Origin of the sequence: Undibacterium sp. SXout7W (assembly GCF_049339385.1) — a bacterium.
In the GTDB taxonomy this organism is placed as follows: domain Bacteria; phylum Pseudomonadota; class Gammaproteobacteria; order Burkholderiales; family Burkholderiaceae_D; genus Undibacterium.
Genome location: NZ_JBMPPF010000004.1, coordinates 100,622 through 122,058, shown reverse-complemented (window position 1 = coordinate 122,058; position 21,437 = coordinate 100,622). Strand labels below are relative to the sequence as shown.

General features: G+C 47.1%; 20 protein-coding genes. 1 reads left to right on the top strand and 19 read right to left on the bottom strand.

Annotated elements, in window-relative coordinates; genetic code table 11:
• Positions 1 to 117: 117 nt before the first annotated feature.
• The 14 genes from der to surE all read right to left on the bottom strand — a co-directional run bounded on the left by der (position 118) and on the right by surE (position 14,846).
• Positions 118 to 1,461 carry a ribosome biogenesis GTPase Der gene (gene der, locus ACO0LB_RS05825; protein ID WP_423047418.1) on the bottom strand — a complete coding sequence of 448 codons (1,344 nt, stop codon included), beginning with the start codon at positions 1,459 to 1,461 and terminating at the stop codon, positions 118 to 120.
• Positions 1,462 to 1,466: 5 nt separating this feature from the next.
• Positions 1,467 to 2,621 carry an outer membrane protein assembly factor BamB gene (bamB, locus tag ACO0LB_RS05820; RefSeq protein WP_423047416.1) on the bottom strand — a complete coding sequence of 385 codons (1,155 nt, stop codon included), beginning with the start codon at positions 2,619 to 2,621 and terminating at the stop codon, positions 1,467 to 1,469.
• A 10-nt stretch (positions 2,622 to 2,631) separates the two neighbouring features.
• Positions 2,632 to 3,285 carry a YfgM family protein gene (locus ACO0LB_RS05815; protein WP_423047414.1) on the bottom strand — a complete coding sequence of 218 codons (654 nt, stop codon included), beginning with the start codon at positions 3,283 to 3,285 and terminating at the stop codon, positions 2,632 to 2,634.
• A 14-nt stretch (positions 3,286 to 3,299) separates the two neighbouring features.
• Positions 3,300 to 4,679, bottom strand: coding sequence for a histidine--tRNA ligase (gene hisS / locus ACO0LB_RS05810; RefSeq protein ID WP_423047412.1), 1,380 nt, complete (start codon positions 4,677 to 4,679; stop codon positions 3,300 to 3,302).
• A 10-nt stretch (positions 4,680 to 4,689) separates the two neighbouring features.
• Positions 4,690 to 5,970 (bottom strand): flavodoxin-dependent (E)-4-hydroxy-3-methylbut-2-enyl-diphosphate synthase, encoded by a 1,281-nt coding sequence (ispG, locus tag ACO0LB_RS05805; RefSeq protein WP_423047410.1) that lies wholly within the window; start codon positions 5,968 to 5,970, stop codon positions 4,690 to 4,692.
• Position 5,971: 1 nt separating this feature from the next.
• Positions 5,972 to 6,991, bottom strand: a complete 1,020-nt coding sequence (locus ACO0LB_RS05800) for a helix-turn-helix domain-containing protein (protein WP_423047408.1) — start codon at positions 6,989 to 6,991, stop codon at positions 5,972 to 5,974.
• Positions 6,984 to 7,793 (bottom strand): type IV pilus biogenesis/stability protein PilW, encoded by an 810-nt coding sequence (gene pilW / locus ACO0LB_RS05795; RefSeq protein WP_423047406.1) that lies wholly within the window; start codon positions 7,791 to 7,793, stop codon positions 6,984 to 6,986. The genes ACO0LB_RS05800 and pilW overlap by 8 nt, the downstream gene beginning before the upstream one ends.
• Positions 7,790 to 8,947, bottom strand: coding sequence for a 23S rRNA (adenine(2503)-C(2))-methyltransferase RlmN (gene rlmN, locus ACO0LB_RS05790; protein WP_423047405.1), 1,158 nt, complete (start codon positions 8,945 to 8,947; stop codon positions 7,790 to 7,792). Before rlmN ends, pilW begins: the two co-directional genes overlap by 4 nt.
• A gap of 90 nt (positions 8,948 to 9,037) precedes the next feature.
• Entirely contained in the window at positions 9,038 to 9,463 is a 426-nt protein-coding gene (gene ndk, locus ACO0LB_RS05785) for a nucleoside-diphosphate kinase (protein WP_422995788.1), read from the bottom strand.
• A 128-nt stretch (positions 9,464 to 9,591) separates the two neighbouring features.
• Positions 9,592 to 10,926 (bottom strand): 23S rRNA (uracil(1939)-C(5))-methyltransferase RlmD, encoded by a 1,335-nt coding sequence (gene rlmD / locus ACO0LB_RS05780; RefSeq protein WP_423047403.1) that lies wholly within the window; start codon positions 10,924 to 10,926, stop codon positions 9,592 to 9,594.
• A gap of 112 nt (positions 10,927 to 11,038) precedes the next feature.
• The gene (gene rpoS, locus ACO0LB_RS05775) at positions 11,039 to 12,106 is read right to left on the bottom strand and encodes an RNA polymerase sigma factor RpoS (protein ID WP_423047400.1); all 1,068 of its coding nucleotides are present in this window, start codon (positions 12,104 to 12,106) and stop codon (positions 11,039 to 11,041) included.
• Between the two features lie 114 nt (positions 12,107 to 12,220).
• Positions 12,221 to 13,174: a peptidoglycan DD-metalloendopeptidase family protein gene (locus tag ACO0LB_RS05770; protein ID WP_423047398.1), complete on the bottom strand. Its 954-nt coding sequence runs from the start codon at positions 13,172 to 13,174 to the stop codon at positions 12,221 to 12,223.
• Between the two features lie 47 nt (positions 13,175 to 13,221).
• Positions 13,222 to 14,112: a protein-L-isoaspartate(D-aspartate) O-methyltransferase gene (locus ACO0LB_RS05765; protein WP_423047396.1), complete on the bottom strand. Its 891-nt coding sequence runs from the start codon at positions 14,110 to 14,112 to the stop codon at positions 13,222 to 13,224.
• Positions 14,109 to 14,846, bottom strand: coding sequence for a 5'/3'-nucleotidase SurE (gene surE, locus ACO0LB_RS05760; RefSeq protein WP_423047394.1), 738 nt, complete (start codon positions 14,844 to 14,846; stop codon positions 14,109 to 14,111). The genes ACO0LB_RS05765 and surE overlap by 4 nt, the downstream gene beginning before the upstream one ends.
• 109 nt (positions 14,847 to 14,955) lie before the next feature.
• On the opposite strand from surE, the gene ACO0LB_RS05755 reads away from it, so the two are divergent.
• Positions 14,956 to 15,936: an NADPH:quinone oxidoreductase family protein gene (locus ACO0LB_RS05755; RefSeq protein WP_423047392.1), complete on the top strand. Its 981-nt coding sequence runs from the start codon at positions 14,956 to 14,958 to the stop codon at positions 15,934 to 15,936.
• Positions 15,937 to 16,044: 108 nt separating this feature from the next.
• Here the strand turns inward: ACO0LB_RS05755 and ACO0LB_RS05750 are convergent, their stop codons facing one another.
• From ACO0LB_RS05750 to gspE, 5 genes are all read right to left on the bottom strand, one after another.
• Positions 16,045 to 17,277: an HD-GYP domain-containing protein gene (locus ACO0LB_RS05750; RefSeq protein ID WP_423047390.1), complete on the bottom strand. Its 1,233-nt coding sequence runs from the start codon at positions 17,275 to 17,277 to the stop codon at positions 16,045 to 16,047.
• Between the two features lie 98 nt (positions 17,278 to 17,375).
• Positions 17,376 to 18,185, bottom strand: a complete 810-nt coding sequence (locus ACO0LB_RS05745; RefSeq protein ID WP_423047388.1) for a uracil-DNA glycosylase — start codon at positions 18,183 to 18,185, stop codon at positions 17,376 to 17,378.
• Positions 18,182 to 18,766: a type II secretion system protein N gene (locus tag ACO0LB_RS05740; protein WP_423047386.1), complete on the bottom strand. Its 585-nt coding sequence runs from the start codon at positions 18,764 to 18,766 to the stop codon at positions 18,182 to 18,184. The genes ACO0LB_RS05745 and ACO0LB_RS05740 overlap by 4 nt, the downstream gene beginning before the upstream one ends.
• An 11-nt stretch (positions 18,767 to 18,777) precedes the next feature.
• Positions 18,778 to 20,001 carry a type II secretion system inner membrane protein GspF gene (gene gspF, locus ACO0LB_RS05735; RefSeq protein ID WP_423047384.1) on the bottom strand — a complete coding sequence of 408 codons (1,224 nt, stop codon included), beginning with the start codon at positions 19,999 to 20,001 and terminating at the stop codon, positions 18,778 to 18,780.
• 5 nt (positions 20,002 to 20,006) lie between these two features.
• Entirely contained in the window at positions 20,007 to 21,437 is a 1,431-nt protein-coding gene (gspE, locus tag ACO0LB_RS05730; RefSeq protein ID WP_423047382.1) for a type II secretion system ATPase GspE, read from the bottom strand.

Below are 21,437 nucleotides of genomic sequence, written 5' to 3'. Positions count from 1 at the left end.
TCAGGAGTTGGGGACTACTTGAATAATCTCAAGTAGTCCATAGGTAATTACAATACAACTGTAATCTATTTTATTATTTATTGCTTAAAACAGCACTTAAAACCGAGATAACAAAAGTCACTTGGACGACTTATCAAATGGATTTTTGCCAGAGCGCATCTCGATCCTGAGCGGCGTTCCCGTCAGAGAAAAAGTTTCCCTGAAGTGTTTTTCCAGATAACGCTTATATACATCACCAACAGCCTCAAGAGCATTCCCGTGAATCACGATAATCGGAGGATTTTGACCACCCTGATGAGCATAGCGTAATTTAGGCCGTATTGAACCTTTACGTTTTGGCTGCTGATGTTCAACGGCTTCGATGAGTGCACGCGTCAATTTTGGCGTGGACAGATTCGCCATAGCTGCTGCATAAGCAGCATCGATAGATTTCATCAACTGAACAATGCCAGTTGACTTCAATGCTGAAATAAAATGAAATTTTGCAAACGTCAGAAAATTTAATTTCCGCTCAATATCCATTTTAATTTCATCACGCCTAACACTTTGAAGGCCATCCCATTTATTCACGCCAACTACTAAAGCGCGACCGGATTCAAGAATAAAACCGGCAATATGCGCATCTTGCTCCGATATATCTTGCTGGGCATCCAAAAGCAATAAAACAACGTTTGCCTCTGACACAGACTGCAAAGTTTTTACAACGGAAAACTTCTCGATTGCTTCAAACACTTTCCCACGACGACGAATTCCCGCAGTATCAATCAAAGAATAATGTTGACCATCTCTTTCGAATGGAATTTCAATCGAATCTCTTGTTGTTCCCGGCATATCAAACGCAATGACGCGCTCTTCGCCCAACAATGTATTGACCAAAGTTGACTTACCAACATTTGGTCGGCCAACAATAGCAATTTTAATTCCTTTAACTTTTTCTTCGGGATCCTCAAGCTCTGGTGGACGTTGAGCAAAAGCGATATCCAATGCTTCCTCAACCAAATCAGAAACACCATCACCGTGTGCCGCCGATATGACATAAGGATCACCAAGACCTAACTCATAAAAATCTGCAGTAACAGAAGTATATTTCATTCCTTCTGCTTTATTGACCACCAACATTACTGAACGCCCTGATTTACGTAAAAAATCAGTGATAGTTTTATCATGAGGGGTCAGCCCCTGTCTGCCATCAACAATAAAGACAACGACATCTGCCTCTGCAACAGCCTGCTTCGTCTGTTTTGCCATCTCATGCAGAATACCTTCTTTAGCAACTGGTTCGAAACCGCCTGTATCTATGACGAGAAATGGACGTTCACCTACCCGCCCCTCTCCATAGTGACGATCACGGGTCAAGCCCGGTAAATCTGCAACCAAAGCATCGCGTGAGCGAGTAAGCCGATTGAACAGCGTGGATTTGCCGACATTAGGTCGACCTATAAGTGCAATAACCGGCTTCATTTGTATTACTCAGTTGCGAATGCAACCACAGATCCTGATTTTGTTTGAACAATCAAACTTGAGCCAACCACAATCGGCGCTGCAAGTATTTGACTACCATCGGTACTAACACGACCGATAAAAGAACCATCCTCTCTTGAGAGAAGATGAACATATCCCGCAAGATCGCCGACAGCGACAGCGCGATCAAAGGATGTTGGAGATGATAATTTTCTGTATGAGAGTTTGTCGTTGCGCCATGCACTCGCTCCACCATCACGCAAATATGCATTCAATATGCCACTGGCATCAACAGCAAAAACAAATCTCTCATCAGCGCTAACTCCTACCTCACTAGATAAGGCTTTAAACCAACGAGAAGAGCCAGTAACTACATCATAACACCCTACTCTTCCTTGGTAAGCGGCAGCACAGACATCACGCCCCACAATTGCAGGCGATCCCGAGACGTCGGCAACCCGCTCCAGTTCAGTCGAGCCTTTTGGCTCACCAACAACTGCTTCCCACTTAATTCCACCGTTACTCAAAGCAAGAGCAACCATACGACCACCAGGCAATGCAACGACAACCTGCTGTCCCACAATCGCCAAACCTGGCATCGTCCGCAAAGTCAAACTTGGCAAAGGTCTTTCTACAGACCATTTACGTGCGCCGCTTTCAGCATCATATGCAGTAATTTTATTATCAATACTACGAACAATCACTAAGCCTTGACCTACGACTGGCGCAGATAATATTTCAGTTGAATCCTGCACCTTCCAGCGCAATCGACCATCCTCAGCAAACGCCAAGAGCGCGCCCTTCTCGCCAGCAACAACAACGGTATTAGACGCAACACCAACTCCCGCTGTTAAGCGCATGCCAGCATTAATTTTCCATACAATTTGACCATTGGCATTAATTTTGGCGACAGTTCCATCATTTGAGGCTGCGTATATATCACTGCCATCTACACCAGGAGAAAACAAATAATTACCGGCATTGCCCACTGCAATAGACCATTTTTGCCTCATCAACTTGGTCTGTTTAAATTCAATCAAAGCAGCTGGCGCTGTTTTCGCATCAGGCTTAGAAGCAAATGGGTTTAGCGAAGAAAGACTTGAGCAACCTGCAAGCACACAAACAGCAACAATCGAAGTTAATTTCAAATATGCACGCATGAACTACCCCTTATTTACCATCTACTTTAGTGTCAGTCGATCCCAGTGCATCCAGCTTTATCTGGAGTAATTGGCGTGCCGGGCTTTTATCGTTCATTTTCTCAATAGCTGCCTGGTAAGCAGTTTTAGCATCGGCCATCTTATTTTGGGCGATATATACATCCCCTTTTCTATCCAATACTTCGGCCTGAAATTCTTTGGAAAAATCACCAGACAACAGCTTCATCGCCACATCAAAGTTTTTTTCATCAATAGCAATACCTGCAAGACGGATTTTTGCCATTGACTTATATTCCTCTGTCGCCGAGGAGTCAATCACCCATTGCAACTGACTTTTAGCCACACTCAAATTACCCGCATCAAACGCGCTTTTTGCTGCAGATAGAGCAGACATCGCAGCGTAAGCTGTCCGTGAAAATTTATCCCTCAGATCATTAGCAGCACGCTGAACCTTTGTATCGTCGTTCGACAGCAACGATTTTTGTAACTCTTCATATAACTGCGATGCCTGGGCTGATTGCTTGGACTGGTACGTATTCCAACCGGTCCACGCAGCATAAGCCGACAAGGCTGCAATCAATATCCATGTAACCAGATTACCGTACTGATTCCAGACTGCTTTTAGTGTAGCGAGCTGTTCCTGCTCTTCTAAATCGTATGCCATGTTGTATTCAATGTTTAATGATGGAGGTGAATATGTGCAGGATCGTCACAGCATTGATCATCATGATCAGCTGCACCGCCGATGATCTGATCAACCAGATAATCAACTGCGACATCAAAAGGAACGTTAGTTTGGTTACCGGATTGAGCGCTTTCTGCATTTTCTGCGCGCATCGCCTTGACGGTCACCGTAGCATTCGCCGCCTCATCTTCACCAATAATGACAGCATATGCAGCGCCGCTTGAATCCGCCTTCTTCATCTGAGATTTAAAATTACCAATCCCATTTGAACCAGCGCAATGCAATACAACATCAAGGCCAGCATCACGCAATCGCTCACCCAAGACCATTGCCTGCATCTGTGCCGCCTCACCCTGATGAACAAGATAAACGTCGCACTGCGATGTCTGCGCCGATTCACCGGATGCTTTCATCAGCTCCAGAAGACGCTCAATACCCATTGCAAAACCACACGCAGGTGTGGGTTTTCCACCGAATATACCAAACAGCGCATCATAACGACCACCGGCACAAACTGTGCCTTGCGACCCTAATTCGTCAGTTACCCATTCAAACACAGTACGATTGTAGTAATCCATACCTCGAACAAGGCGAGGATTTACTGTAAATGGAATGCTATTGTGACGCAGGATTTTCTGAACGCCATCAAAATGCGCGCGCGACTCCTCACCCAGATAATCAAGTAACTTAGGTGCTGCATTAACCAAGTCTTGCATAACGGGATTTTTAGTGTCCAATATGCGCAAAGGATTTGAGTACAGACGACGCAAGGCCTCTGCATCAAGTTGCTCTTTGTGCGCCTCTAAATATTCAATTAACGCAACACGATGTAAATTTCTTTCATTGGCATCGCCAATGGAATTGAGCTCAAGACGAATATTAGAGAGGCCGAGATCATCCCAAAGCCTCTGACACATCATAATCAACTCAGCATCAATGTCTGGTCCCGTAAAGCCCAGAGCTTCGGCCCCGACTTGATGAAACTGACGATATCGTCCACGCTGAGGACGCTCATGGCGAAACATTGGACCGCTATACCAAAGACGCTTAGGACCGTCATACACAAGATTATGCTCAATCGCCGCCCTGACAACGCCTGCAGTACCCTCGGGACGCAGCGTCAGTTTATCCCCATTCATGGAATCTTCGAACGAGTACATTTCTTTTTCAACAATATCTGTTACCTCTCCCAAACCACGCGCAAATAAAGAGGTAGACTCGACAATCGGTGTCCTGACTTGTTGAAAACCATAACTTTTTAATACAGACTGAACTGTATTTTCGAATAGCTCCCAGATTGGCGCATCAGATGGGAGAAGATCATTCATCCCTTTAACACCCACTATTTTTTCGATTTTTTTATTTTCCGTCATACCGATAATCTTATTTAATTATTTTTTGTTCCGCTGAAGAACCATAGTGAGTTTTAACATAATCAAGCACTATAGACTGGAAGTCTCCAGCGATATTGTCGCCACGCAGCGTCATTTTCTTTACGCCGTCGACAAACACAGGGGCTGCCGGCGACTCACCTGTACCAGGCAGACTAATGCCAATATTCGCGTGTTTAGACTCGCCAGGGCCATTCACTATGCAGCCCATGACAGCGACGTTCATATTTTCGACACCGGGATAATCTAACTTCCAGGCAGGCATCTGATCACGCAAAAAAGTCTGGATGTCATCGGCCAATTCTTGAAATACTGTGGAAGTCGTTCTTCCGCATCCAGGACAAGCAATGACCATTGGCGTAAATTTTCTTAAGCCCATGGTCTGGAGAATTTCCTGACCTACAATCACTTCTTTTGTACGATCACCACCCGGTTCTGGAGTCAGCGAAATACGTATCGTGTCCCCAATGCCTTCCTGCAACAATACTGATAGTGCTGCCGTGGAAGCAACAATACCTTTACTCCCCATACCCGCCTCTGTCAAACCCAGATGCAATGGATAATCACAACGTGTTGCCAATTCTCTATAGACAGCAATCAAATCCTGTACGCCTGAAACCTTGCAGGACAAAATAATCTTATCCTTACCAAGACCAAGCTCTTCTGCTTTCTGCGCATTTTCAATAGCTGAAACGATCAATGCCTCATACATGACGGACTGAGCATTCCAAGGAGTTGAACGAGCAGCATTCTCATCCATTATTCTTGCAAGTAATCCCTGATCAAGACTGCCCCAATTCACACCAATACGAACCGGCTTATCGTAGCGACAAGCGATTTCTATCATCTGCGCGAATTGCGTGTCACGCTTAGCACCCTGACCAACATTACCGGGGTTAATTCGGTACTTGGATAAAGCTTTCGCGCATTCAGGGAAATCATTCAACAGCGTATGCCCGTTGTAATGAAAATCACCTACAAGCGGAACATCAATACCCATTTTATCGAGTTGTTCACGAATCAAAGGAACAGCCGCTGCAGCTTCAGCATTATTGACAGTAATACGAACCAGCTCTGAACCTGCTCGCGCAAGATCTTTAATCTGAATAGCAGTACCAATTACATCGGTGGTATCTGTATTTGTCATTGACTGCACGACGACAGGAGCACCACCACCCAGGACAATTTTCCTGGAACCATAACTGATAGTGGTACTACGACTCAATCGCCGAGCCATTGCTCCGGATGAAATAGCCTCATTAGAAAATTGCATGTTACTTCACACTCAGATTAACAACATTACTATCCTTTGCCGGAGCAATCTCGACAGGAGAACCTCGCAACCATGCATCAACACCAGCAGCATTACCAATTCTCACTTGCAATGGCTCTTTAGCATCGAACACCTCCTCTGTTCCAGCCTTGGCCAGATGGGATGTCAACACAGTGCCGTTGGCACGCTTAACTTGTATCCATGAATCCTGACGGAATTTAAAACGCACCTGATCTACACTCTCCACATGAGAAGCACTCACCGGCAACGCAGGAAGAGACACTGGTGCTACCAAGGGAGTCGATGCTGGCACATCAGACATAGGGGATTTAGCGACAACAGTTGAAGCAGGCTCATGACTATCCGCCTTCACTTCAACAAGAGGCGTACTCAAAGACTGAACTACGGTGGACGCACTCATATCCGGTTGCGAAGCAGTCGCCGCCACGGACGACGCAGCCGCGACCTGCGCCACCCCAGCCGCCGCATCAGCAGCTTTCTGCACTGTAGCTCGGGCAAATAAATTTTTCAAATACTCAGACTGCTCCACTTTCTGTGCCAGTACAAAAACAAGCGCAAAAACAGCCAACATTGCAGCACCAATCAAGTACTTGCGACTGTACGCATCTTGCTTTCCCAGAAATGGCGTACGCGACTCCATGAAGGGCGTGTCCAGCGTTGGCCTCAAATCCGTACTTTTCAATGAAATAGACTCAACGGGCAGCAAACCTACCAATGGCGCCGCGTCCAACTTCAACAATTTTGCATAGGAACGGACAAATCCTCTCACTATCACCATTGCTGGCAAATCATCAAACTGACTTGACTCTATTGCCGCCACCTGACGCTGCGAAAGCTTCAATTGATCAGCTACTTGCTGAATACTCAAACCAGAACGAATACGCGCTGCCGCCAATTGAGCACCTGCGGCAGAGGCGAGTAAAGACATATCAGAACTATCCTCAACATCAACAGCCGCAGCCGCAGCCGCATCAACAGAACTCAAACCAGATTCACTCATTAAATTCCCCTCGCTGAAATAGGGAATACTCTCTTGAACTAGGATGACGACGGCGCAATTGTGTAGCTAACCCATTGACCGCTGCTTCATCCCCCATTTTCTTTTCTATCTTGATCGCCAGCCACAACACGTCCGCTGCCATTACTTCAAATTTATTAACAACACGGTTGATATAAAACCTAGCCTGCACATAATCTCCGCGGTCATACATAATCTTAGCCAGATTCGCATTGACCGCAGGATTCGCCGGATCCGCACGAAAACCCAACATAAAATATCGCTCAGAAGAGGCGACATCTTTCATGCGCAAACTGCATAACCCAGCATTATTCAGCACCTTACCGGGCGACTGATATGCAGGATCCTTCAATACTTTTTCCAGATAACTTAAACCTTGCTTTTCGCGTCCGTTTTGACACAAAAACCAACCATAGTTATTGGAAACATCAGAGTTATTCGGCGCCAGCTTCAACGCATGCAAAAAGTTATCTTCCGCCAACTGCTTCTCACCCATATCCATAAAAATCAGGGCACGAACAGCATAAGCATCGACCAAATCCGGAGATACCAGTATGGCCTGACGAATTTCCTCAAGCGCAACCTTATACTGTCCTTGTTGATAATAACCAATAGCAAGCTGCATACGGATGGATGCACGTTTTTGCACCTCCACCACTTCAGTCGTACCAGAACCCTCAGTTCGCTCCCCCTCCAGTCGTTTGGATGCACAAGCAGAGAGAACAAAAATCAGGGGTAGTATTACGCCAATTCCAAACCGCAAGTGCACGCCAAAAATTTTCACTGATTGATCTCCACGATCTTGCCAAAATTTTCACCAAACTTCTTTTGATACTCCGTCATTTTCTGCATCCGCTCTTGCACACGGGTACGATCCTGAACCTCACCTGCAAGCTGACCGCATGCAGCATCTATATCATCACCCCGAGTTTTTCGGGTTGTCGTCACTATACCTGCATCTAACAATATTTGAGCAAATGCCTTGATGCGCGGATTAGCGGAGCGTTTCAAGCCGGACTCAGGGAAAGGGTTAAATGGAATCAAATTAAACTTACAAGGAACATCCTTAACCAACTGTATCAACTCTCTCGCATGCGCATCGGTGTCATTCACCCCATCAAGCATGCAATATTCAAAAGTAATAAAATCACGCGGCGCAAATTCAAGATAACGCTTGCAAGCGGCCTTTAATTCAACCAAAGGGTATTTCTTATTCAGAGGGATCAGACCATCCCGCAACACATCATTTGACGCATGCAAAGACACCGCCAAAGCCACAGGACACTCCTGCGACAGCTTATCAATCATGGGAACGACACCACTTGTTGATACCGTCACGCGACGACGTGATAAGCCGTAAGCATTATCATCAAGCATCAATCTAAGCGCGGTCACCGTTGGTTCAAAATTCAGTAACGGCTCACCCATCCCCATCATCACAACATTCGTAATTTGACGCTCGCCTTTAGGACCAGGCACAATGCCTTTTGTTTTACGAAGCTCAAACTCAGCCATCCACAACTGACCAACAATCTCACTCACGCTCAAATTGCGATTAAAGCCCTGCTTCCCAGTCGAGCAAAATCTACAATTGACGGCACAACCTGCCTGCGTCGATATGCACAAAGTGCCGCGATTTTCTTCAGGAATAAATACCGTCTCAACAGCATTTCCTTGCCCGACATCAACCAACCACTTCCGCGTACCATCTGACGACGTGTGATCACTAATCACTGCCGGAGCCACAATCACCGCACGAGTAGATAGTTTTTCACGCAAAGATTTTGCAAGATCACTCATATCCTCGAATGAGCTTGCGCCAAACTGATGTATCCACCGCTGCAACTGCTTAGCACGAAACGGCTTCTCACCCAACTCGCCACAATATGCAACAAGCTGCGCTGGATCCAAATCCAATAAATTAGTGAGTACCGTCATTTACTTCTCTCTCGCACTCCATGCAACCACACGGCAACATGGAGCGATAATGTATTACTTTGATTACTTTACAATGAAACTCTGCGTTAATTAACGAGAGTAAACATTCAATGCAGGGAAGAAGTAAGCAATTTCAACAGCTGCAGTTTCAGCCGCATCGGAACCGTGAACTGCGTTTGCATCGATAGATTCTGCGAAATCAGCGCGAATCGTGCCTTTTTCTGCTTTTTTAGGATCTGTCGCACCCATCAGATCACGATTTTTCAAAATCGCGCCTTCGCCTTCCAGAACTTGTACAAATACTGGGCCAGAGATCATGAAATCAACCAGATCCTTAAAGAAAGGACGTGCTGCGTGAACCGCATAAAAACCTTCTGCTTCAGCGCGGGACAATTGTGTCAAACGAGCAGCAACAACTTTCAAGCCTGCTGTTTCAAAACGACTGACGATTTGACCAATGACGTTTTTTGCAACTGCGTCAGGCTTAATAATAGACAATGTACGTTCGATAGCCATCTAAAAACTCCAATAAAAAGAAAGGGTTAAACAAAAAATCAATAATTCGCCTAACCCTAGATTTTAGCATGAAATGGAATGCCCAGACATGTCTATCAAGAAATACAATAAAGATCAGCCAGACAAAATCAAAGTAAGTCAAACACCGCCATTGACTCCACATGTGACGTATGGGGAAACATATTCACCACACCCGCATAACTCAACCGATAGCCTGCCTGATTCACCAACATACCCGCATCACGTGCAAGCGTGGACGGACTACAGGAAACGTAGACCAATCTTTTTGGCTTGAACTCTGGAGCAACATCCCCCAAGTCAATCAACGCCTGACACAGCGCCATCGCACCATCTCGCGGAGGATCAATCAAAAACCGATCAAAACGCCCTAACTTTTTCAAGTCATCTGCAGTAATTTCAAACAGATTGCGCGTACTAAACGAAGTTTTATCACTCAAACCATTGCAACGCGCATTCTCGAGAGCGCGATCAGTTAAAGCTGAGCTCCCCTCAATTCCCACAACCTCTTTGGCAATGGTAGCAATCGGCAACGTGAAATTCCCGAGACCGCAGAACAGATCGGCAATACGCTCATTCGCCTGCACATCCAATAGCCGCAATGCCCTCGCTACCAAAACACGATTGATATGATGATTCACCTGAGTAAAATCAGTCGGCTTAAATGGCATCTTGATGTCGAACTCAGGCAACAAATAATGCAGGTCACTGACTGATGGATAATAAGGCTCTGCCGAATCCGGCCCCTTCGTCTGCAACCACCATTGCACCTGATACTGATCTGCAAATGCCTTTAATTTCACCTCATCATCAGCACTTAGTGGCTGCATGATGCGCAACACCATGGCAGTCACTCCTTCACCAATGGCCAATTCAATTTGGGGTAACGCCTCAATAATAGACAGAGATGCAATTAAGTCACGCAAAGGCAATAACATGGCAGACACATGCGCCGGCAGTATCTGGCAAGTCTCCATATTGGCAACATAGCGGGATTTTTTTTCATGAAATCCCACCAACACCGTACCTTTTTTTATCACGTGCCTCACAGACAGACGGGCACGATATCGATAACCCCAAGTTGGCCCGTAAATCGGCCGCATCATGGTGTCAGCCTTTACTTTACCAATATGCCAAAGGTTATCCTCAAGAATGCGCTGCTTCATTGCCACCTGCGCTTCAGGCTGCAAATGCTGCATAGAACAGCCTCCACAAGTGCCAAAGAACTCACATTTTGGCTTTACCCGCTGCGATGACTCACGATATACACCAGTCATCGTCGCCACTTCCCAACTGGTTTTTTTCTTGTACGTACTAAAGCCAACCAACTCACCAGGCAATGCACCCTCAACAAAAACAACCTTACCCTGCGTACCATCTTCATTTGCAAGATGCCCGATACCGCGCGCATCCATATCGAAAGAACGAATTTCTAATTTATTCATAAGAACGACAGGGCAACAGTTTAGCTACCCTGATTAAAGATTGAAAAAAACGGAATTATAAAAGAAGTGCGATGCGCCACCATCATCCAGAATATAACAGGACGAAATACTCTCAAATCAAGGAGTCTTTACCAACACCACGGGATATGAATGAGCGCTTCAATTTAATTAATGCTTCTTGCTGTATCTGACGGACACGCTCGCGGGTGATGCCCATTTCATCCGCCAGCATCTCCAGGGTCGCAGGATCATCGTTATCAAGTCCAAAGCGCCGGACAATCACGATCCTCTGCTTATCTGGCAACTTAGATAACCAATCACGTACCAGCACTGTCATTTCATGATGCTCAGCCAACAAATCAGGGGCATCATCACCATCACTTGGTAGCATATCCATCAGACTGGACTGCGGGTCATTGTCGAGCGGAGTATCAAGAGAAGTTGCATGTTCAGATAACGCCAGAATATCCTGCACCTCATCCACTGGCCGATCAACCAATAACGCAATATCTTCAACGGCAGCATCCCTACCATCCCGCCGCTGCGATTCCAGATGATATTTAGCACGAAGAATCTGATTCAACTCCCTGACCATATGCACAGGCAAACGTATCGTTCTGGCCTGATTCATGATGGAGCGTTCTATGCTCTGTCGTATCCACCACGTAGCGTAAGTAGAAAAGCGAAATCCACGCTCTGGTTCAAATTTATCAATCGCATGCATCAGACCAAGATTACCTTCCTCTATCATATCCAGCAAAGCAACACCTCTATTGATGTAGTGCTTGGCGATGGACACAACAAGACGAAGATTGTGCTCAATCATTTTTTGTCTGGCATCAAAATTCCCTTGCTTTGCAAGAGTCGCGTAATGCAACTCCTCAGCCAGATTAAACAAAGGCCTGGTACCAATTTGATTCAGATAAAACTGCGTGGTGTCAGTCGATAATTCTGCTGCAAGAACCGTTTTCAGCTCATCAATAGGCGCAATAACAGTGGTAGGCGAATCAACATCCTGAGCAACTGCATCAGTAGCAACATCTTCCCTATCATCCTGCACCCCATCCGACAAACCATCTACCAACGCATCAGCGTCGCCATCAGCGAGATCCGATACAGAGTCAGCCCGGCGATCGGTAGCAGAGGCATCCAGTTCGTATCGATTCAAATTGTTACTCATGGTCTGTGCTTCTGCCTGTTGGGACTACGTAAAATGTGAACACTGGCATGCGTTATACGCTGACGAGTGGCGCTTATCGTTTCAAAGATACATCCAATCTGCGAGCAAACCAATTTAACGTGAAGGCAAATATTTTGATGGATCAACCGGCTTACCTTGCAATCTGATTTCAAAATGCAACTTCACTGCATCACTATCAGAATTACCCATTTCCGCAATCTTCTGCCCCTTTGTGATCGACTGACCCTCTTTGACAAGTATTGTTTTGTTGTGCGCATAAGCAGATAACAGAGCACTTGTATGCTTGATAATCACAAGATTACCATAGCCACGAATACCACTACCTGCATACATCACCTTACCTGAGCCAGCCGCAAAGATATCCTGCCCCATTTTGCCGCCAATATCCAAACCTTTATTTTTAGCATCATCAAATGAAGCAACAACCCTACCATCAACTGGCCACATCCACTCAACTCCATCACTCTCTACAGGGGCATCATGGGGCTTTTCTGCAGGTTTAGCGACCGGAACAACATCAGTTTTAACCGGAGCAGCAGGAACAACTGCTGCTCCGACCATATCTGGCTTTTGCAGCTCGTTCAAATTTGCTTCTGAATAAGAGCGCTTATCCCCTCTTGGAGCATTTTTATTGACCGGGGCACTGGCAACGATAGGCTTTACCTCGATCGCAGATTGCGTCACCGTCGAGGTCTGCGCGACGGCGCCTGAACCAGACTCTGGCGGAGCAACGCGCAATACCTGATCAACTTTGATGTCATTCGGATTTTTCAAACTATTCCACGCAACGATGTCGCTATAGCTCTGCCCATGATCAAGCGCAATCCGGTACAGCGTATCACCACGTTTAACAACGTAGGTGCCACGACTGCTTTCTGGCGCTTTCACCACTGGTTTCGCTGGCGCGACATGACTTGATTCAGGTTGAGTACGATCGACGCCACGCTCCACCACCGGCGCTTTATTTGGAGTAGTGCTACAAGCCGATATACCGACAACGACCACTCCCATCAACATGACATTCAAATGCTGCTGTATTTTTTTCATTCTCATTACTAAACTAAATTGGTATTAAATTCTGAGGCACCCGGCAATCAGATAACGCCTGAGTGCAAGGGGACGAAATGGCAGTCTTCTATAACGACACTACTCCACTCGTGATTGGACATACGCTCAACCAGTTGTAACACCTGATGCCGCCCACCGACTGGCGCAACGAGTCTTCCGCCAATGCGCAGTTGCTGCAGTAGCGCCTGAGGCACCTCCATCCCAGCAGCAGCCAGTATGATACCGTCAAACGGTGCGACCTGAGGCAATCCCAGCATCCCATCACCATAATGCAAGCGGATATTCGCAATGCGCATTGGACGCAAATTATTTTTAGCCAACTCATGCAAGGCCTTGATGCGCTCAATAGAGTAGACCTCTTTCGCCACCAAAGACAACACTGCCGCCTGATAACCACAACCAGTGCCGATCTCCAGGACGCGTGACATGCTGGAGCCATTCCTCATGATCTCCACCATTCTTGCGACAATGTAAGGCTGAGAAATCGTCTGATGATGCCCAATCGGCAGAGAGGCATCAACATATGCCTGACCAGACAAGCCAGAATCCAGGAACAAGTGACGTTGCACCGCTTCCATTGCAGCCAATACCAACTCATCAGCGACCCCTTGCTGACGAACTCTCGCGACCATTGCTTTGCGTACAGCATCTGGCACCAAAGGTTGCGTATAAGTGGATGATGGAGACTGAAAAGGCGATTGCGTCTGCACTGGCACGTTGAACATTAACGCTGTTTTAGGCTTAGAAGATCCAGAATCCCTAACCGGCGATGCAGACTTATTTACCGTATCAAAAGTAACGTTTTTCATCGCGGTTTGTGGTGTAACAGTACGCTGAATATGCTGTCTGTTTACACCATCCTTCTGATCAACGACAGAAGACAAATTTAATGGAAAACGCTTCTCTTTTGAATTCATGCAAAATCCAGGTTTAACTGCGTTAATTGCGATATATTGGTCAAGTCAATCTGTAGCGGTGTCACCGAAATATAGCCCTTAGATACCGCATCAAAATCAGTACCAGCACTCGCGTCTTTTACCGCTCCGGGAGGACCTATCCAGTAGATATTCCTCCCATGCGGATCAAGCATATGTATCACCGGCTCCGATGCATGGCGCTTTCCGAGTCGCGTTTTTCGCAAACCCTTCAGTTCCGTATACGGCAAATTGGGAATATTCACGTTCAACAAAAATGGTGCTGGCAATTCTTTAAATCCGTTCACGATCATGTCACGAGCCATTTGCGCTGCGACATCAACATACTCCCATCCTTTTTCGACCTGAGAGAACGCTATCGCAGGTATGCCAAACAAAAATCCCTCCGTCGCCGCCGCAACCGTACCAGAATACAGAGTATCGTCACCCATGTTTTGCCCCTGATTGATGCCAGATACAATCAGATCAGGCTTATCCTTCATGATCGCAGTCAGTGCAATATGTACGCAATCGGAGGGAGTGCCATTCACAAAATAAAATCCGTTTTCAGCACGCTGCACCGACAACGGCCTATCGAGCGTTAAGGCATTCGAGGCACCAGAGCGATTACTATCGGGCGCCACCACTATTACTTCCGCGATCGGCGCCAATGCAGCGGCTAAAGCAACTATGCCGGGAGCAAGATAACCATCGTCGTTACTGATCAGGATTTTCATACCGATCATTCTACATGATGCTGAAATATAAATTTCTACCGCAGATACTTTTTTACGGCATAATTACAAAAACTAACGGTCGTACTATTTATAAAAAAGGAGACAAAATATGAAAGCTGTACTTTGCAAAGCGTGGGGTCTGCCAGACACCTTAGTCGTCGAAGAATGTCCTGATTTATCGCCTGCACTGGGTCAAGTCGTCATTGATGTAAAAGCAGCCGGCGTCAACTTTCCGGACGTACTGATCATTCAGAACAAATATCAATTCAAACCAGAATTGCCATTCACACCCGGCAGTGAGCTGTCAGGTATTGTCACAGCGGTCGGAGAAGGCGTCTCTAACGTCAAGATAGGCGACAAAGTTATCGCTTTTATCGGCAATGGTGCATTTGCCCAGCAAGTCGCAGTTCCCGCAAACGCCATCATGCCTATGCCTCCGGGCATGGATTTCGATACTGCTGCGGCAATTACATTGACCTATGGTACATCCCACCATGCGGTTGTTGATCGTGCGGGACTGAAGGCTGGAGAGACCATGCTGGTACTTGGCGCTGCTGGTGGAGTCGGTCTGGCTGCAATTGAGATTGGCAAAGCGCTAGGCGCTCGCGTGATTGCCGCTGCTTCCTCTGATGAAAAATTAGATATCTGCAAACAGCATGGCGCTGATCTGACGATTAACTACAGCACTGAAGATTTGCGCGAAGCAATCAAAAAAGCAACCGACGGTAAAGGACCGGACGTCATTTACGATCCAGTCGGTGGTGTGTACGCAGAACCCGCTTTCCGTTCTATTGCATGGCGCGGTCGCTATCTGGTGATTGGCTTTGCAAATGGCGAAATACCTAAATTACCATTGAATCTGACTTTATTAAAAGGCGCATCTCTGGTGGGAGTCTTCTGGGGTGAGTTTGCAAAACGTGAACCGAAAGCCAATCTGGCTGCAATGCGTGAGCTGATTGGCTGGCTGGCAGAAGGTAAAATAAAACCGCATATTTCAGGACGATATGCACTAGAAGATACGGCAAAAGCCCTGAACGACATCGCAGCCCGCAAAGTTACCGGAAAAGTCGTGATTCAGCCTGGCAAATAAGTAACCTGGCTCTCGCTATATGAGATCGGCATAACACCCAATAAAAAAGCTCTGTAACGTACAGAGCTTTTTTATACATACTCAGCAACATGAGTGGCGCAACGCCATTTAACTCGCGGGCGCTGCTTCTCCCAGCCAATAACGATTAATATCCTTTAATCCCCATTTCGCCGCATCTTCACGCGTGACAATCTTGTCTCTGATGCCTGGTGCAGCCAAATCAATCAGATCAGGTACGATGTACACCATTGATTTGATAGAGAAGAATACCCTGACCTTCGGTAGCAATAATGATTTCCCAACCTGCTGCTCAACCACAACACCAAGCTTTCCAGACTCCAGACGAACTAATGTGCCAACGGGATAAATACCAATACTTTTGACAAATGCCTGAAATACTTTTTCGTCAAAATGTCCGTTACTCCATTCCGCCATTTTGCGCAGCGACTCGGCAGGACACCAGCCTTGCTTATAAGGACGATTAGAAGTAATTGCGTCATAGACATCGCATACCGCTCCCATGCGTGCGTACAAACTGATCTGCTCACCCTTGAGGCGATTGGGATAGCCTGAACCGTCCATTTTCTCATGATGATGCAAGCAGACATCCAGTGCCACTTTGCTGACATCTTTAGATTCGAGCAACATCTTGTAACCTGCAGCAGGATGCGCCTTGACAGAAACAAACTCATCGTCGGTCAATTTGCCTGGCTTATTCAAAATTTCGTCGGACACCATCATTTTGCCAATATCGTGCAACAAACCGGCCAAACCAGCTTCTCTGGTCTGCTCATCATTGAGTCCGAGTTGCTTAGACAACGCCACCATCAATGCACAAACAGCAACAGAATGCATATAAGTGTAATCATCTTTGGTTTTCAGTCGCGCCAAGCCAATTAATGCCCCTGGATTTCGCATCACAGAGTCAGCAATTTCTTCCACCATTTCCTGGGCATTACCAACATCAACAGCACGTCCCATGCGTGCTTCGTTGAACATACTGAACACTGCTTCTTTGGATTTATTCACTATCCGCGAAGCACGTCCCAATTCTTCATCCATAGAAACGGCGGCAATTTCACGTACTGCAGGCTTTGGCGGTTCAACGACAGGAACCGGTTCAGGAGCTGCGGCGGGCACATTTTCTTTTATCAATACATCCAGTCCTTTAGATGTATCAATCCAGACCTCGCGGATTTTTGCTTCTTTGATCTTCTGTAAAACATCCATTTCAGACAACATAAAAGATTTTTGCCAGAAGGGAGAGTCCATCCACGAACTGCACAACTCTTGTATGTACATACCAACTCTGAGCTGGTCAATTTCAATTTTTTTTAGCATAACAATGACATAGGTATTCCGACCTGTACGCAGCAGCACCAGGCAATCTTTGATTATTCTACAAAGTAAGGCTTACAGCCACAGAATATATGGAATTCTTACAAAAATTTTCTTTGTGGAAATTTTTTCAGTAACTCCATCGGTCTGAAAAAATCCTGCATGTGCTGATTCGCAATAAAAGACAAATTATACGGGTGCTCTGCTGCTATATGAGGAAACAATCCAGTTGCGGGAATCTGCTTCAGTTGTTCTGCGATTTTCCCCCACAACACCAGCAGCGCCATGCTTTGTTGTCGTCGCTGTTGGTACTCCTGCAACTCGGCAAAAATGACTTGCAAGAATGGCTGCCACGCCCGTGCATCTTTGATGGGAGCCACCTCTTGACGAAAAACGGGAGATGCATTCAGCAGTAAAAAACCTTTTGCCAGCATATTGGACTGCAACTCCGACAAACTGGTAATGTAATCCAAGTCCGATTGGCGTACTTTTTCTGCCACACCTGACAATGCCGCCACACCGGTGTCTTCTATACTCAGATCTCTTGATGCTACCAACAACATTTTCATGAAATTGCGCAAGGAAGTTGCCCGATTCACTTTTTTCGACAAACCTCCACCGGATTCGTCCGACCATAAGCTCTGCACGGCACCATCCATAAAACAATAACCCGTTGCACTTTCCTCACGTGGATAAGGACCTTCGCCAACCAGCACAAAACGTACATCATCCATAGGCAACGAGAAGGCGGCAAATAAACGATCCTGCGTTGGTAAAAACTCGGTTTTGACCAAAGAATTCAGATAATGAGCATCCGCCTGCTGTACCGCCCTGATCGCGGCATTTAATGCAGCATGCCATGATGGATGTGCACGCTGCACCGCGTTTTCAATCTCTGTCGGCAAACTCATGAAGGTGTTCCTGTGATCGTTGCCGGCAATGAAGCGGCAGGCAAACCCGGCGTCACCATTGGCGGCGCTGGTGGAACTGGTGAACCAGAAGGAACAGGTGCTGCCTGATGCGCAGGAAATGCGACAGGTGCAATCTGTGGCGCTATCCGGCCATCGCCCGGGGCATTGACTTTGATCATATTACCCGCGACAACTGCCGGAAGCTCAACACGCCGTATGACTCCCGCTTCGGAAATAAGCACATACTGCTCATGCACTTCTTTTAAAACAACTCCACTGGCAATCGACCGATTGATCGCAATGGCATTTGCCGGTTTCCCATTGGTACTGATGATTGCCAGACTCTCGTCGGATCGTTTGGCGAGCACTACACCTTGCAACTGGTAATTACTGGCAACTTGTACTGCCTGTGCATTGCCAAACAAAGCTCCCCAGCCTCCGGCCGATGGCTCTGGCTGCTGAATTGCAGGCATGGAAACAGCCCTTGCCGCCGGCTTAAACAAATGCAGTCCCCAAAAACTCAGGGACATGCATAACAAAATAAACGTCAATACACTCAACAATATAGGCAAACGCTTCATTTCATTCCTTATCAACGTACCAGCTGATTAATTTCAATAATTGGCATCAATACTGCCAATACAATCAGCAACACCACTACACCCATGGCCAGAATCAAGGCTGGTTCAAGCAAACCTGCGATCGTCAGTGCCCTACGCTCAAGATCCTGCTCCTGCGCATTCGATGCTCTCTCCAGCATGGCGGGTAATTCACCGGTCACTTCACCGGCACGTATCATGTGAATCAACATCGGTGGAAAGTGCTTATGTGCCGATAATGCTCTTGCCAGCGCGACACCTTCACGTACACTGGCCGTTGCATCTTCTACTTGCGCCCGCATCGCTACATTCGACAATGTCTCCCGACTTGTCTGTAAGGCACGCAAAATAGGAACACCGGAACCTGTGGTAATCGCTAATGTGCTGGCGAATCTGGCGGTATTCAGGCTGCGCTCGAATTTGCCATACAGCGGTGCCGTTAACAACCAGGTATGCCAACGCATTTTAATCTGGGGATTCTTCAGCGCTGAACGCCATACAAAAAAAACACTGAGCAAAACAAGTGCAAGCAAGATGCCGTAATTGCGCACAAAGTCGGAAATCGCCAGCATCATCACTGTCAATAATGGCAATTTTTGTTTTGTATTGGCAAACACGGAGACAATTTGCGGAACCACATACGTCAGTAAAAATATGACGATGGCAAATGCCACTACGGTGACAATAGCGGGATAGGTAAATGCCAGTTTCACTTTTTGAACCAAAGCATTGCGCCGTTCAATATAGTCTGCAAGGCGTGACAATACACGTGACAAATGTCCAATTTGCTCGCCAGAAGCAACCAAGGCGCAGTAAATATCGGCGAAGTCATTCGGATGCTGTTTCAGCGCATCCGACAAGGCAATGCCTGCGGTCACTTCAGAACGAATGGAAGCAATCAGATCGCGAATAAACGGACGCTCAGACTGCTCCAGCAATGCGGACAGGGATTGCTCCAGCGGCAAACCCGCCTCCAGCAAACTGGCCAGCTGTCTGGTAAACAGAGCCAGCTCAACCGTCGACAACTTATCCCCAAACAAGCCGCGAGATTTTTTCTTACCAGCCGCGTCCATTTGCGTACTGATCACATCAACGCTGACTGGCACCAATCCCTGCGCACGCAGCTCGCTACGCGCAGCTCTGGCACTATCGGCACTCAATACGCCTCTGGTGGCAAGACCTGAGGTGTCAATGGCTTCATATCGAAATGCTGGCACGATGCTTATTCCTTCGTCACACGCAGGAGTTCTTCAGCCGTCGTCACGCCCGAAGCAAGCCAGCGTTCACCATCTTCACGCATCGTTCTCATTCCGTTATGTTGAGCCGCATGGCGAATCTCTGCCTCGGCTGCCTGATGATGAATTTGCGCGCGGATTTCTTCCGTGGTCAGCAAGAGCTCATATACACCAACCCTCCCCTGATAGCCAGTATGACCACAATGCTCACACCCTACCGCATGCCAGCGTCCACGCTCTTCGCGTCGACAATGTGTGCACAATTTACGTACCAGCCGCTGTGCCACGACACCAAGCAACGAGGAAGACAGCAGAAATGGCTCGATACCCATGTCCAGCAAACGGGTGACTGCTGCGGCAGAATCATTGGTATGCAAGGTTGCGAGCACCAGATGTCCGGTCAGCGATGCTTGCACCGCGATCTGTGCCGTTTCGAGATCACGGATTTCACCAATCATAATGACATCAGGGTCCTGCCGCAAAATAGCACGCAGTGCTTTGGCAAACGTCATATCAATCCGTGGATTCACCTGAGTCTGCCCCACACCTGCGAGTTCATACTCAATCGGATCTTCGACTGTCAGAATATTGGTTGTTCCTGCGTTCACTCTTGATAGTGCGGCATACAACGTCGTGGTTTTACCTGAACCTGTCGGCCCAGTTACCAGCACAATGCCGTGCGGTTGAGAAATCAACTGATCAAACTGCTCCAGCACATCATCGCTCATCCCCAACTTCGCCAAATCCAGTCTGCCAGCCTCCTTATCCAGCAAGCGCAATACGGCGCGCTCACCATGCCCTGTTGGCAAGGTCGATACACGCACATCAACAGGCTTGCCACCGATACGTAAAGTAATACGACCATCCTGCGGTAGACGTTTTTCAGCGATGTCGAGTTGTGCCATGATTTTGATACGCGAAATCAAGGATGCGTGAATCGCTTTTTTAGGCCTGACCACATCCCGCAAGGAACCGTCGACACGAAAACGCACAACAGAAATCTGCTCAAACGGTTCGATATGGATATCCGAAGCACCGTCGCGCAATGCCTGCGTCAGCAAGGCATTAATCATGCGAATGACCGGAGCATCATCAGCAGACTCCAGCAAATCCTCGACGGCCGGCATGTCCAGCATCAGTTTTGCCAGATCGAGATCCGATTCAACCTCGCCGACGACATCTGCCGCATCACCACCGGAACCAGCATAGGCGCGTGCAATAGCCTGATCCAGGTCATCTGGCTTCATCAATTTCAAACTGACTTTACCAAAACGACGACCTACTTCGGCAATCGCCGCCGGTGTCGTCTTCGCAGAGATACTCAGTTCAACGCCAGCATGCTCTTTGCTTGTATCACGGCTTGCCAGTACCAGAAAATCACGGGCAAAGCCGTAAGGCAGTAAACGGTTTTCAAGCAT

Excerpts from the sequence above, each read along its gene's own strand:
- surE (WP_423047394.1), bottom strand. The coding sequence starts at position 14,846 with ATGAAAATCCTGATCAGTAACGACGATGGTTATCTTGCTCCCGGCATA.
- ACO0LB_RS05740 (WP_423047386.1), bottom strand. The coding sequence starts at position 18,766 with ATGAAGCGTTTGCCTATATTGTTGAGTGTATTGACGTTTATTTTGTTA.
- ACO0LB_RS05770 (WP_423047398.1), bottom strand. The coding sequence starts at position 13,174 with ATGAAAAAAATACAGCAGCATTTGAATGTCATGTTGATGGGAGTGGTC.
- der (WP_423047418.1), bottom strand. The coding sequence starts at position 1,461 with ATGAAGCCGGTTATTGCACTTATAGGTCGACCTAATGTCGGCAAATCC.
- ACO0LB_RS05755 (WP_423047392.1), top strand. The coding sequence starts at position 14,956 with ATGAAAGCTGTACTTTGCAAAGCGTGGGGTCTGCCAGACACCTTAGTC.
- ACO0LB_RS05815 (WP_423047414.1), bottom strand. The coding sequence starts at position 3,285 with ATGGCATACGATTTAGAAGAGCAGGAACAGCTCGCTACACTAAAAGCA.
- rlmD (WP_423047403.1), bottom strand. The coding sequence starts at position 10,926 with ATGAATAAATTAGAAATTCGTTCTTTCGATATGGATGCGCGCGGTATC.
- rlmN (WP_423047405.1), bottom strand. The coding sequence starts at position 8,947 with ATGACGGTACTCACTAATTTATTGGATTTGGATCCAGCGCAGCTTGTT.
- ndk (WP_422995788.1), bottom strand. The coding sequence starts at position 9,463 with ATGGCTATCGAACGTACATTGTCTATTATTAAGCCTGACGCAGTTGCA.
- ACO0LB_RS05750 (WP_423047390.1), bottom strand. The coding sequence starts at position 17,277 with ATGCTAAAAAAAATTGAAATTGACCAGCTCAGAGTTGGTATGTACATA.
- ACO0LB_RS05765 (WP_423047396.1), bottom strand. The coding sequence starts at position 14,112 with ATGAATTCAAAAGAGAAGCGTTTTCCATTAAATTTGTCTTCTGTCGTT.
- gspE (WP_423047382.1), bottom strand. The coding sequence starts at position 21,437 with ATGCTTGAAAACCGTTTACTGCCTTACGGCTTTGCCCGTGATTTTCTG.
- ispG (WP_423047410.1), bottom strand. The coding sequence starts at position 5,970 with ATGCAATTTTCTAATGAGGCTATTTCATCCGGAGCAATGGCTCGGCGA.
- bamB (WP_423047416.1), bottom strand. The coding sequence starts at position 2,621 with ATGCGTGCATATTTGAAATTAACTTCGATTGTTGCTGTTTGTGTGCTT.
- ACO0LB_RS05800 (WP_423047408.1), bottom strand. The coding sequence starts at position 6,991 with ATGAGTGAATCTGGTTTGAGTTCTGTTGATGCGGCTGCGGCTGCGGCT.
- hisS (WP_423047412.1), bottom strand. The coding sequence starts at position 4,679 with ATGACGGAAAATAAAAAAATCGAAAAAATAGTGGGTGTTAAAGGGATG.
- rpoS (WP_423047400.1), bottom strand. The coding sequence starts at position 12,106 with ATGAGTAACAATTTGAATCGATACGAACTGGATGCCTCTGCTACCGAT.
- ACO0LB_RS05745 (WP_423047388.1), bottom strand. The coding sequence starts at position 18,185 with ATGAGTTTGCCGACAGAGATTGAAAACGCGGTGCAGCGTGCACATCCA.